Source organism: Methylorubrum pseudosasae (genome assembly GCF_029504475.1).
GTDB lineage: Bacteria > Pseudomonadota > Alphaproteobacteria > Rhizobiales > Beijerinckiaceae > Methylobacterium > Methylobacterium extorquens.
This window is the reverse complement of sequence record NZ_JAQGDU010000002.1, coordinates 5,307,043-5,319,388: the sequence shown is the minus strand read 5'-3', so window position 1 is coordinate 5,319,388 and position 12,346 is coordinate 5,307,043. Positions and strand designations below refer to the sequence as shown.

The 12,346-nt window shown below is 72.5% G+C and carries 10 protein-coding genes and 1 pseudogene; 3 read left to right on the top strand and 8 right to left on the bottom strand.

The window, feature by feature from the left end:
* Both pbpC and sugE read left to right on the top strand, forming a co-directional pair.
* Positions 1-2,283, top strand: coding sequence for a penicillin-binding protein 1C (gene pbpC, locus M2437_RS26060; protein WP_253389109.1), 2,283 nt, complete (start codon positions 1-3; stop codon positions 2,281-2,283).
* Between the two features lie 138 nt (positions 2,284-2,421).
* Complete coding sequence (gene sugE / locus M2437_RS26055) at positions 2,422-2,742, top strand: quaternary ammonium compound efflux SMR transporter SugE (protein ID WP_003607143.1); 321 nt, start codon at positions 2,422-2,424, stop codon at positions 2,740-2,742.
* 4 nt (positions 2,743-2,746) lie between these two features.
* On the opposite strand, the gene M2437_RS26050 is transcribed toward sugE, so the two are convergent.
* The 3 genes from M2437_RS26050 to M2437_RS26040 are packed head-to-tail and all read right to left on the bottom strand — an operon-like array spanning position 2,747 to position 6,405.
* A complete protein-coding gene (locus M2437_RS26050; RefSeq protein ID WP_253389108.1) occupies positions 2,747-3,547 on the bottom strand; it encodes a helix-turn-helix transcriptional regulator in 801 nt (266 codons plus the stop codon).
* Between the two features lie 51 nt (positions 3,548-3,598).
* The gene (locus M2437_RS26045) at positions 3,599-4,222 is read right to left on the bottom strand and encodes a class GN sortase (protein ID WP_253389107.1); all 624 of its coding nucleotides are present in this window, start codon (positions 4,220-4,222) and stop codon (positions 3,599-3,601) included.
* On the bottom strand, positions 4,219-6,405 hold the full coding sequence (locus tag M2437_RS26040; protein WP_253389106.1) for a marine proteobacterial sortase target protein: 2,187 nt from the start codon (positions 6,403-6,405) through the stop codon (positions 4,219-4,221). The genes M2437_RS26045 and M2437_RS26040 overlap by 4 nt, the downstream gene beginning before the upstream one ends.
* Before the next feature lie 244 nt (positions 6,406-6,649).
* On the opposite strand from M2437_RS26040, the pseudogene M2437_RS26035 reads away from it, so the two are divergent.
* A pseudogene (locus M2437_RS26035) lies at positions 6,650-7,262 on the top strand (histidine phosphatase family protein).
* Here M2437_RS26035 and M2437_RS26030 read toward each other — a convergent pair.
* From M2437_RS26030 to M2437_RS26010, 5 genes are all read right to left on the bottom strand, one after another.
* Positions 7,253-7,984, bottom strand: a complete 732-nt coding sequence (locus M2437_RS26030; RefSeq protein WP_253389105.1) for a hypothetical protein — start codon at positions 7,982-7,984, stop codon at positions 7,253-7,255. The pseudogene M2437_RS26035 and the gene M2437_RS26030 sit on opposite strands and share 10 nt — an antisense overlap.
* Positions 7,985-8,046: 62 nt before the next feature.
* Complete coding sequence (locus tag M2437_RS26025) at positions 8,047-9,060, bottom strand: nickel/cobalt transporter (RefSeq protein ID WP_253389104.1); 1,014 nt, start codon at positions 9,058-9,060, stop codon at positions 8,047-8,049.
* On the bottom strand, positions 9,051-9,728 hold the full coding sequence (locus tag M2437_RS26020) for a DUF1007 family protein (protein ID WP_253389103.1): 678 nt from the start codon (positions 9,726-9,728) through the stop codon (positions 9,051-9,053). The genes M2437_RS26025 and M2437_RS26020 overlap by 10 nt, the downstream gene beginning before the upstream one ends.
* Before the next feature lie 113 nt (positions 9,729-9,841).
* The gene (locus M2437_RS26015; protein ID WP_015822039.1) at positions 9,842-10,303 is read right to left on the bottom strand and encodes a cytochrome c-type biogenesis protein; all 462 of its coding nucleotides are present in this window, start codon (positions 10,301-10,303) and stop codon (positions 9,842-9,844) included.
* Positions 10,300-12,300 carry a heme lyase CcmF/NrfE family subunit gene (locus M2437_RS26010; RefSeq protein ID WP_253389102.1) on the bottom strand — a complete coding sequence of 667 codons (2,001 nt, stop codon included), beginning with the start codon at positions 12,298-12,300 and terminating at the stop codon, positions 10,300-10,302. Before M2437_RS26010 ends, M2437_RS26015 begins: the two co-directional genes overlap by 4 nt.
* Between the last annotated feature and the right edge of the window lie 46 nt (positions 12,301-12,346).

Genomic DNA, 12,346 nt, shown 5'->3' with positions numbered 1-12,346 from the left:
ATGGCCTCCGACGCAGATCCCCTCTCCCCGCACGCGGGGAGAGGGCCGAGTCCCCCTCGTCGGGGGCTCGGCGAGGCGGCAGCCGAGGGTGAGGGGGCGGTTCCGAAAGAGGCTCATCCTGAGCCGCCCCCTCACCTTCGCTCCGGCTGCGCCTCCGCTTCCAGCCTGCACGACAAGGTGCAGTCTGGCCTCTCCCCGCGCGCGGGGAGAGGGGGGCGCGTCGGCACGGTTCTCGCCCTCTTCGTCATCGTCGCGCTTCTGCTGGCGGGCGCCCTCTGGCGCTACGCCACGACCCTCCCGCCCCTCGACCTGACCCAGGCCTCGCTCCGCTCCACCGTCATCCTCGACCGGAAGGGCCAGCTGCTGCGCCCCTTCGCCACCGCTGACGGGCGCTGGCGCCTGCCCGTCAGCGCGGACGCGATCGATCCGCGATACCTCGCCATGCTCAAGGCCTATGAGGACGGCCGCTTCGACAGCCATCCCGGCCTGGATCCGGCGGCGACGCTCCGCGCCGCGTGGCAATGGCTCGCGCACGGCAAGATCGTGTCGGGCGGCTCGACGCTGTCGATGCAGGTGGCCCGCCTCGTCGAGCCGCGGGCCGAGCGCTCGCTCCCCGCAAAGCTCCGGCAGATGGTCCGCGCGGTCGAACTGGAGCGTGCTCTCGGCAAATCGGGCGTGCTCGACCTCTACCTCGCGCTCGCCCCCTATGGCGGCCCGGTCGAGGGCGTGCGGGCGGCGAGTCTGGCCTATTTCGGCCGCGAGCCGGCCCGGCTGTCGTTTGCCGAGAGCGCGCTCCTCGTCGCCCTGCCGCAATCACCGGAGGCGCGCCGGCCCGACCGCTTCGCCGCCAACGCGCGGCGCGCCCGCGACCGGGTGCTCGACATCGCCGCCGAGCGCGGCGTGCTGACCGCCGCCGAAGCGCAGGCCGCCAAGGCGGAGCCGGTGCCGGTTGCGCGAAAACAATTCCCGATGCTTGCCGCCCACGCCGCCGAGCAGGCCCACGCCGCCGATCCGGACGCGCGGGTGCAGCACCTAACACTGGATGCCCGCCTCCAGGCGAGCCTCGAGGCGCTGGCGACGGAGCGCGCGATCGCCGCCGGCCCGGCGCTCTCCGCCGCGATCCTCGCCATCGACAACCGAACCGGCGCGGTGCTCGCCCATGTCGGCAGCGCCGGCTATCTCGACGCCGCCCGCGCCGGTGCCGTCGATGCCACGCAGGCGGTGCGCTCGCCGGGCTCGGCGCTCAAGCCCTTCATCTACGCGCTGGCCTTCGAGGACGGGCTCGCCCATCCCGAAACGCTCCTCGACGACCGCCCGGCGCGCTTTGCCGCGAGCTACGCCCCGGAAAACTTCGACATGGGGTTTCGCGGCACGGTCACGGCGCGGGTCGCGCTGCAGCAATCGTTGAACCTGCCCGCGGTCGAGCTTCTGGATGCGGTCGGCGCCGCCCGTTTCGTCGCGCGGCTGCGGGGTGCCGGCGCGACGATCCTGCTGCCGCGCGACACGGCACCGGGCCTGCCCGTGGCGCTCGGCGGGCTCGGCATCACGCTCACCGACCTCGCCCGGCTCTATGCGGGTCTCGCACGCTCCGGCACCGTACCGGCGCTGACCCGGCGCCTCGACGGGCCGCCGGCCGCGCCCGAGCCGGAGCGGCGGGTCGCCGATCCGGTGGCCGCCTGGTACATCGCCGACACCCTGCGCGGCGCCCCGCCGCCGGAGAACGCCCTGCCCGGCCGGATCAGCTTCAAGACCGGCACCTCCTACGGCTACCGCGACGCCTGGGCGGTGGGCTTCGATGCCCGCGTCACGATTGCTGTCTGGATCGGCCGCCCCGACGGCGCCTCGGTGCCGGGGCTCGTCGGGCGCAGCCACGCCGCCCCGATCCTGTTTGACGCCTTCGCCCGCTTCGGCGGCGAGCCGGAGGCGCTGCCCCGGCCCCGCGACGCCCTCGTCGCCACCACCGCCGCCCTGCCGCCGCCCCTGCGCCACATCCGCCGCGACGCCCCGAAAACCTTCGCGGCGACGCTCGGCGTGCCGCTCAAGATCGCCTACCCGCCGGACGGTGCACGGGTCGATCTCGGTTTGAGCGAAGGCGCGCAGGCCCGCCTCGCCCTCAAGGCCTTGGGCGGCCAGCCGCCGCTGACCTGGATGGTCGACGGCCTGCCGGTGGCCGAGGCGATGCGCCGGCAATCGGAGTGGAGCCCGGCGGGCGCCGGTTTCGCTCGAATCTCGGTGATGGATGCGGCAGGCGCGAGCGACAGCGTGGTGGTGCGGCTGGAATAGCCCCCTCGCCGGCCGCCGTGCGATGGCACACGTGACTCCGGTGCCTCAGACTTTAGCTGAACCCTCGCGAGGCAACGTCCTCCCCCCATCAGGGCCGAAGTCCGGGACGGCCCGGCTCATGAACCGCATGAGGCTGCCGTGGCCTGGATCGTTCTCGTCTTCGCCGGTTTGCTGGAGGTCGTTTGGGCCTTCGCGATGAAGCAGTCGGAGGGGTTCTCCCGCCTCTGGCCCAGCGTCATCACCCTCGTCACCATGGGCCTAAGCTTCGCCTGCCTCGCCTGGGCGATGCGCAGCCTGCCGCTCGGCACCGCCTACACGATCTGGACCGGCATCGGCGCGGTCGGCGCCTTCATCGTCGGCATCGCCTTCCTCGGCGAGGCGATGAACGCCACCCGCATTCTGGCGGCGGTGCTGATCGTCAGCGGCCTCGTGCTGATGAAGCTGTCGAGCACCGCCTGACGGCTCAGGCCGTCCCCTCCCCGCAGCCAGGGAACACCGCGAACACATCCTCGCGCACCCGGTCGAGGAGGCGGCGGTAGGCCGGCTCACAGGCCATGCCGGCGGTGATGCGCCCGTACTGCGCGCCCTCGGCCAGCGCCCCGCGCTCCGGCACCAGGGCGAGCGGGGTCGCCGCCGGGGTGAGCTGCGTGCCGCGGCCGGAGAACAGGGTCGTCAGGATGCCGAACATCTCGCCCTGGATCGTCGGGCGCCCGAGCACGGCGAGCCGGTACTGCCCCTGGAAGTTCGTGACGAGGTAGATCTGGCCCGATTGGTTCGGCACCGAAACGGTTCCGGATTGCGCGAACGGCGCGTCGAGCCGCTCGGCTTCGCGGAAGACGAGCCGGGCGCTGTCGGCGTCCCAGGCGATCTCGGTGCGGTAGGCGAAGATCGCCCCCGCCTGCCCGAAGGAGGGGCGGAGCGTCAGGTAGCGCCCGGTCAGGAAGGCCACCGCCTCGCGGGTATAGGAGCCGAACTCCTCCGGCGCGTGGCGGGCCTTTTCCGGGGCCGCCACCGGCAGCGCGGGGGCCTGCATCCTCAGGGGCAACCCCAACGCCTCCTCCAGGCGGATCGTGGTGGCCAGCGTGAAGGGCCGGCGGCCGGAGAGCGCCTTCTCAAGAGTCGAGATGCTGATGCGGGCCGCGTCCGCGAGCGCCTGCCGGGACATCCGGCGGCGGGCCAGCGCCTCGCGCACGGCGTCCGCGATGGCGCGGCTCTGCCCGGCGGGGAGTTCGGTCTCGGGGTGATCGGCCTCGATCAGCGACATCGCGTGCGGTTCCGGACGGATCCGCACAGAACCGCACAGAGGAGGGAAGCGTCAAGGCTCGGCGGTTTCGTCGAGCACCGCCTCCACCAGCAACCGTTCCGGCCCCGGCGTCACCGCATCGAGCGGCCAGCAGGTGGCGAGCACGAGACGGCGGCCCGGCGCGTCCGGATCGAGGCCGGAGGCATCCCAGCGCACGACCCGGCGCCCGGTGACGCGGAAGCGGACGGTGACGCGATCGCGGCGCTCCACCGCGATCGCGTCCCCGACCGCAAGGCGGCCAAGGCTGCGGAACTGGGTGTCGCGGTGGGCGGCGTAGACCGCAATTCCCGGTTCGCCTGCCTCCGGCGTGCCCTCGACATGGCCGGGCCCGAAGGCGAGCGCCTGCCCGCTCGAGCCGGCAAGCACCACGTAGCGCTCGCTGAGCCGCGGGAAGCCGATGCGGGCGACCGGAACCGTGTCGGCCCAGGGCCAGGGGCGGGCCGGCGCGCCCTCGGTCAGGGTGCGTGCGAAGGCGCGCTCCAGAAGCACCTGCGCCAGGGCCGCCTTGGCCGGAATCCAGGCCGCCTGCGCCAGCAGAACCAAACCGGCCGCGGTCAAAAGGAAGGCCGGAAGGGCCGCGAGGCCCCTCCGACCCGAGCGCCGCGATGCGGCGCCCTGTTGTGCGCGCCCGCTCACGCTGCGAGCCGGCGGCGGGAGAGGACGAGACCGAACGCCAGCAGCAGCGCTCCGAGCCATGCGCGGATCTCGAAAGCCGTCGCGGTCTGCGGCAGCGCCACGGCTTGCGCGGCAGCGATCTGCGTGGCTGGGGCCGCGGCGCGGCGCTGGCGCGGCGGCGGGGGAAGCTGCGGAGTTTCATCCTGCGTGCCGAACACCGTCTCGAAATCCCAGCCGGCCGGCAGGTTGAGCGGTAGCTCGGTGCTGGCGAGGCGCATCCCGGCCGGTCGGCGCGGGGTGGCGTCCACCGCCACCAGCGAGGTCAGGCGCGTCGTCAGCCCGTGATCGAGCGCCAGCCGCAGGATCGCCGCGTCGGCCGCCTCCGCCGTGAGCCCGCCGGTCAGCCGCGCGGTCTCGGCCTCGGCGATCTTCGCCCGCGCCCAGAGCTTGCCGATCCCGGTCCCGTCCTGCGCCGCATCGAGGTGCAGCTGCGACTGCCAGGGTTGTCCGCCGATCCGGCCGGTGACGGTCAAGGTGCCGCGGGCCTGCCCCATCCGGGCCGAGAGGGTGAGCGGCTCGCCGCGGTAGAGGTCGGGCAGGCGAGCCGGCGTCACATCGATGCCGGGCTCGGAGAAGGTCGCGGTCAGGTCGGTGACGGCGGGGCTTTCCAGCTTCACCAACAGGGCGCGCATCCGCTCGGTCACCTGATCGGGCGTGTCGATCTGGGTGAAGCTACCGCGACCGAGTTCGGCGGCGTGGCGCATCAGGTAACCGTTCGGGGCCGAGCCGATGCCGACCATGAACAGCCGCGAGCGCCCGCGCTCCGTGGCGATGGCCGAGAAGATCTGCGCCTCGTTGCCGATGGCACCGTCGGTGAGGAACACGACTTGGCGCAAACGCCCCGTCTCCTCCGGCGTCGCGTCCCGCAGGGCGGCCTGGAGCGGCGCCAGCATCTCCGTGCCGCCGCTCGCCTGGAGCCCGGCCACGAAGCTTTTGGCCCGCATCAGATGGCCCGCGTCGGCGGGCACCAGATCGGGAAACAGCGTGTCGAAGCTGTGATCGAAGCGGATCACGTTGAAGCGGTCGCCCGCGCCCAGCCGGTCGAGGCCGATGAGCAGGCTCGCCTTGGCCTGCCGCATCGAGGCGCCGCCCATGGAGCCGGAATTGTCGATGACGAAGACGACATCGCGGGGCACGGATGCGGCCGGGCTCGCGGATTCCGGTGGGGTCACCACGGCGAGCACCGCCTCGGCCCCCGCGACCCGCTCGCGGAACAGGCCGATCGAGGGTGCCTCGCCGGGGGCCGCATTCCAAGTCAGCTCGAAGTCGCGGTCGGCGGCGGCGGCGCCGTCGGCAAGCGTGATGCGGCGCTCGCTCGCGGACAGCTCCTCGATACGGACCGCATGGGTGGCGCTGCGCACCTGGCCCAGGGTGAAGCCGGCCTTGAGATCGATGGTGAGCGTCAGCGGGTTGCTCGGCGCATGACGGGCCGGGTCGAGCACCGGGGCCGCAATCGTTTCGCGATCCGGGACGGGATCGGCGGCGGCGCCCCGCTCGACGACGGACATCACCGCCGGGGGAGCGGGGCTGTAGCGCGGGGCGGCGACGGTCGGCACGCGCAAGGCATAGGTGCCGGCGGAGGATCGCACCGGCTGCTGGTACTCGATCTGCACCAGCACGGTCTCGCCGGGGCCGATATTGGCGACCGCGTTGGTGAACAGGTTGGGCCGCTGCTGTTCGGTGAGCGCGGCGGCCTTGCCCTCGGCCTTTGCCGCCTCGTAGACGCGCCGCGCCGCCGCGCGCTCGCGGATGTCGGCGACGATGACCCGGTCGCCGACCACGAGCTTCATCGTATCGACCGCCGCATCCTCCGGCAGCGGGAACAGGTAGGTGCCCTCGACCCACTCGCTCGTCGTGTTGCGGAAGGCCTGGGTGATCGTCGCCCGCGCGGTCGGGCCGCTCACGGTGATCGCGGCGTCTGCCTTGAGGCGGGGCGCCTCGACGGGCGTGCCGCCGTCGAAGCGCAGCAGCAGCGTGCCGCTGCCGTCCTGAGCGCGAGCGGGCGCGATGCCGGCGACGAGGGCGAGCAGGAGGGCGATCAGCGGCCCGAGCAGAAGGTTGCGCGTCAGGCCCGGAGCCGGGTGGGCGAGCGATGATCGGGAATGCGGGGACAGAGGAAGCGGGGAGTGGGGAAGCGAGAGCATGGGAGCCTCCATCGGCGGATGCCGGCCCGGTGGCCGGTTCCTGCCAAGGCTCCTTCAGCGGACGCTGCGCCGCCACGGGACGCTTCGCCAACCTTCGGCCCCGCTCCGCACCCGAGCGGCCCGCGATGTCCGGAAAGCGGCGCCATTGCCCGCTTATGGTGACGCTTCGTCCGGATCGGTGCGGAGATCGGGCGCGGCGTCACGGCCCGCTTCCCGCGGCGCGCGAACCGCCTACATCGGGACGATGTCCCGCTCGACCCCGCCTTCCACCACCCGCATCGTCTGCATCCGCCACGGCGAATCGACGTTCAACGCGCATCACGAGGCGACGGGGCGCGACCCCGGCCATATCGATGCGCGCCTGTCCGAGCGCGGCCACGCCCAGGTTGCGGCGGCCCGCGCGGCTCTGCGCGCGATTCCCTTCGAACTCGTCGTCACCTCGCCGCTGACCCGGGCGCTCCAGACCACCGCCGGGATCTTCTCCGATCACCCGGGCACGGCCCGATGTGCTGGTCGAGGTGCTCCACCGTGAATGCCAGGAGAGCAGTTGCGACATCGGTCGGGCGGCCTCGGTGCTGGCACAGGAATTTCCGGCCTTTCAAGTCGGCCATCTTCCCGAGACGTGGTGGTACGCGGACGGCGAGGCCGGACCCGACGGCTGGCATGTCGAGCCGCGGACGCTGTTCGACCAGCGCGTCTCGGGGTTTCGCGACTGGTTGCGGGCGCGGCCGGAGCGGACCATCGGGGTCGTCGGCCACTGCACCTTCTTCTACCATCTGACCGGGCGCTGGCTCGCCAACTGCGAGGCGCTCGACGTCGACCTCACGGCGGAGCCGCGCCCGCGAGCCTATGGCTGAACTTTTGCCCGCGCCGCTTCCAGGCGTTCGCGGGCGGAGGGCAGGTCGATCTCCGGGGCCTGCCGGCCGATCCGAAGCGCCGCGTCGAGGAGGCCGAGCGCGATCGGCCACGTTCCATCTGCGAAGGGGGCCGCCCCCTCGGCCACCTCGGCGGCGCTGCGCGGGTCGTCGAAGGCGCGCAAAGCCGCCGTGGCGGTGCGCGACACGGCGGAGGCGCGGGCGCCCGCGATCCAGGCGTGACGGCCGGCAGCGGCGTGGGACAGCGCGCCGCCCTGCATCTCGGCCGCACGGAGCGCAACCCTGGCCGCGCCTGCTTCGGAGGCCGTCTCGCAGCGTGCGGCGAGCGCCGGCAATCCGGCGGCGTCGAGCAGCGGCGGCAAGATGCGGCGGGCGCTCTCAAGCGCGAGGAAGGCGGTGCGGGCGGCCTCGACTGCCGGCGTATCCGCCGAGCCGGAAAGCCGCAGCACGAACGCCATCAGCCCCTGCCGCTCGGCCTCCGGCATGGCGTCGTTGAGGCCGAGCGCGTAGGCCGCCAGCGGGCGCGAGAAGCAGGGCGGACAGTCCTCACTCGCGGTGATCGCCCGGTAGGGCAGCCCCGCCGCGACCATCGCCGCCTCGTTGATGCAGGTGCCCCCGTCCGGTCCGGGGAAGGCGTGCGAACCCTTCAAGAGCCGCCAGTTGAGGAGGGGCGCGAAGGCGTCGAGGGCGTGGTGTTCGCTCAAGCAGGGCTCCTCCCGATCCGAGAGAAGCTTGCACAGCTTCGAGGGACTTGGCGAGAGGGCGTTTAGCCACCCACTCCGGCGGCTAAACCCGACAGCATGGCAAGCCCCAGCACCAGCACGAAGGCGCCGGCCAGCAATTCGAGCCCGCCGACCGCCAGCGCGCCGGCCTGCCCCCGCCCGCCCGCGAGGCGCAGCGCCAGGGCCTTGGCGAACACCGCGAGGCTCGCGAGCGCCCCGGTGGTGAGCGCAGTGCCGAGCGCCATGGCGAAGGTCGCGGCGATGCCGGCGGCGAGCAGGCCTTGCGCGGCGCAGAACACGAGGATCAGCACCGCCCCGGCGCAGGGGCGTGAGCCGGCGGCGAGCACCACACCCGCCCGCTCGCGCCAGCCGCCGAGCCGGTCGAGGGCGGCGGCATCGGTCAAGTGGGTATGGCCGCAGTCGGGGCCGCACGCCTCGGGCGGTGCATCGGTCGCAAGGCCGGCAAGCCGCCCCGCCTTGCGCCACGTCACCGCGGCCCCGAGCCCCGCCACGAGGGCGAAGCTCACGGTCTCGATCAGAGTGCCGGCCCGCGTCATGCCGGCGGCGGTCGTGTTGAGGACGAGGACGCCGACCAGCACGATGGCGATGGCCACGAGAGCCTGGAGCAGGGCCGCCGCGGCGCTCAGGGCGAAGCCGCGCCGCAGCGTACGCTCGCCCGCCACGATGTAGCCGGCGATCACCGCCTTGCCGTGGCCGGGCCCGGCGGCGTGGAACACACCGTAGGCGAAGCCCATCACGATGAGCGGCATCCAAGGGCCGCCCGCTTTCAAGGCCGACACGGCAGCCCGAAGCTGGCTCGAAAAGTTGGATTGGACCGCGAGCAGCCAGCCGCCGAGCCCGGTCGTCGCGGGCGCGGCCTCGCGAAAACCGATGCCGAAGGGCGAGCGCGGCGGTGGCGCGGCGACGGGGCCGAGCGCCCAGGCGATGCCGGCGAGGAGACCGGCGGTAGCCAGCACCGCCCCGGCGGCAAGCGCCAGCCGCAGTGGCCACCGGCTGGCCGCCACGCCCGCGGGGCGCAGGGCGGCGGTCAGGGACATGCGACGATGGCCCGGTTGGCGAATTGCTCGCCGTAATTCGAGGCGGCGGTCAGCGCCTCGAACATCGCCTCGGTCATCGACTGGCCGGCGGAGGCCACCGTGGGTTCGGTGTTCTTCGCCCGCGTCACCGTCATACTGCAGCCGGGGGCGGCGCCGGCGAGGCGCAGCGCGTCGGCGCCCTCGGCGAGGCTGAAGGCGATGAAGTAGGTCGGGTCGTAGACCTCGACCGCCGCGACGCCCTTGCCCTGGGCGGCGGGGGACTTCAGCGGCAGCAGGAAGCTCAAGGTGAGCTTGCCGCCCTCCATGGCCATCCGCGCCTCCTGCGGCTCGGCGAAGGCCTGGTCCTTGCCGGCCACCTTGAGCTTCGTGAAGTAGGCGAACTCGGCGAGGTTGCCGGCATGCTCCTTCGCCGAGCCCTGAAGTTCCTCGGGCGAGACCTTGCCGTCGCCGTTGGCGTCCAGCCCCTGCGTCAGGAAGGCGGTGTATTCGGGGTCGAAGGTCCAGGCATGGCGGATGCCGGTGACGCGACCCGCCTCGTAGGCGAGTTCGGCCTTGGCTGTGATCCAGACATGGGGGTGGGCCCAGGCCGGGCTCACAGTCGCAAGGCCGGCGACGAGGCCGAGCGCGGCGGCAAGGACGCGATGTCTAAGGGAGGCGGCGATCGGCATGGCGCTCGGGGGAGGCTCGCGGCAGGTCGGGGCGGTGACGGCGATGCGCCGGATCCTGCCCGTCCGATCGGGCGAAAGCAGGGCGCCGGGCGCCTCCGCCGATCGCCGTGAGCTTACGGCCGCTTGAGCAGCGCCTCGACTTCCGCTTCCTCCGCCTTGGACAGGCCCGCTACCCGTGTCGGCGGGCGGCGGCGCGACAGGCGCCAGATGCCGAAGGCGCCGAGACCCACGGCGAGCAGCGGGCTCAGCCAGAGCAGCAGCGTGTGCCAGCCGAAGACCGGGCGCAGCAGCACGAATTCGCCGTAGCGGGCCACGACGTAATCGATGACCTGGCCGTTGCTGTCGCCCTCTTTGAGCCGCTCGCGCACCAGCACGCGCAGATCCTTAGCGAGCGGCGCGTCGGAATCGTCGATCGACTGGTTCTGGCAGACGAGGCAGCGCAGGCCTTCCGAGATATGCCGCGCCCGCGCCTCCATGGCGGGGTCCTTCAGCACCTCGTTCGGCTGCACCGCGAGGGCAGGAAGTGCGGCGAGGCTTAAGCCGAGCGCGGCGATCGTGGAGCGAAAGCGGGTCATTCGGCGGGCACCGCGGAGGGTGGCAGCTTGGCGCGCGCCTTGACCGGGGCGCCGACACGCATGCGCCGGTCGGTGAGCGAGAGGCCGCCGCCGGCCGCCATGATGAGCGAACCGATCCAGATCAGCAGCACCAGCGGCTTGTAGTAGAGCCGCATGCCGATCGAGCCGTCGGGCATCACCTCGCCGAGGCTGGCGTAGATCTGGCTGACGCCGACCGTCTTCAGGCCGGACTCCGTCACCGTCATCCGGCGGGAGGGATAGAAGCGCTTGCCGGTCTCGGCGGTGCCGACATAGTCGCCCGCGCGGTTGCGCAGCGTCAGGAAGGCAGTGGTCTCCTCGTAGTTCTCACCCTTGGTCGGGCCGATGCGGTCGAGGGTGGCGACGTAGGGGCCGGAGGCGACCTGTCCGCCCGGCCGGATCGTCGCGAGCCCTTCCGTCGCCCAGCCCTGCCCGGCAATGCCGAGCACGACGACGCCGACGCCGGCATGCGCCAGAGCCGTGCCCCAGGCCGAGCGCGGCAGGCCGACCGCCCGGCGCCACGTCGTGCTGAGGTCGCGCGTCCGGTTGTGGCCGTAGCCGCGGGCGCGCGCCCAGATCTCGAGCACGGAGCCGATGATGAGGTAGGCACCGAAGCCGAGGCCGACGGGCGCCATCAGCGGGCCGCCCCAGGCCCAAGACGCCGCGCCGAGGGCGACGACGAGGGCCACCGCGAAGGCGGCGAGCAGGCGCTGCGCGGCGGCGGCGGCATCACCCCGCTTCCACGCGAGCGCCTGCCCGAACGGCACGATCACGAGGAGCGGCAGCGCGAGGGGGATGAAGGTCCAGTTGAAGAAGGGCGGGCCGACCGAAATCTTCTCGCCCGTTAGCATCTCCAGCAGCAGCGGATAGAGCGTGCCGACGAACACCGTGGCGCAGGCCGCGACCAGGAACAGGTTGTTCATCACCAGCGCGCCCTCGCGGGAGATCGGCGCGAACAGGCCGCCCTGGCGCAGGCTCGGCGCCCGCCACGCGAACAGGCTCAGCGCGCCGCCGATGAACAGCGCGAGGATCGCGAGGATGAACACGCCGCGGCTCGGGTCGGAGGCGAAGCTGTGCACCGAGGTGAGCAGGCCGGAGCGGACGATGAAGGTACCGACCAGCGAGAGCGAGAAGGTGAGGATGGCGAGCAGGACCGTCCAGACCTTGAGCGCGTCGCGCTTCTCCATGACGACGATGGAGTGCAGCAGCGCCGTGCCGGCGATCCAGGGCATCAGCGAGGCATTCTCGACCGGGTCCCAGAACCACCAGCCGCCCCAGCCGAGTTCGTAATAGGCCCAGTACGAACCCATCGCGATGCCGAGCGTCAGAAAGCTCCAGGCAATCAGGGCCCAGGGCCGCACCGCCCGCGCCCAGACGGCATCGATGCGCCCCTCGATCAGCGCGGCGACGGCGAAGGCGAAGGTGACGGAAAAGCCGACATAGCCGAGGTAGAGCAGCGGCGGATGGATCGCGAGGCCGAAATCCTGCAGCAGCGGGTTGAGATCGTTGCCCTCCAGCGGCGCGGGCGCGACGCGGGCGAATGGGTTCGAGGTCGTGATGATGAACAGCACGAACACGAAGGTGACGCTCGCCTGCACCATCAGCGTGTTGGTGCGCAGCACCGGCGGCACGGAGGTCTTGGCGGTGGCGACCCAGGCGCCGAACAACGCGAGGATGAGCACCCAGAGGAGCATCGAGCCCTCGTGGTTCCCCCACACGCCGGAGATCTTGTAGATCAGGGGCTTGGCGGTGTGCGAGTTCTCGACGACGTTCTGGACCGAGAAGTCCGACGTGACGTGCGCGTAGGTCAGCGCGCAGAAGGCGAACAGGATGCAGGCGAAGGTGCCGAGCGCGGCGGGCCCCGCCACCTCGCGTAAAGCCGCGTCGCCCGAGCGGGCGGCCCAGGCGGGCATCACCGCTTGCACCAGGGAGAGCGCCAGCGCGAGCGCCAGAGCGTAATGGCCAATCTCGACGATCACCGGCAGTCCCCTCGCGCGGTTTCGGTCCGGACGGTCATGGAATCTT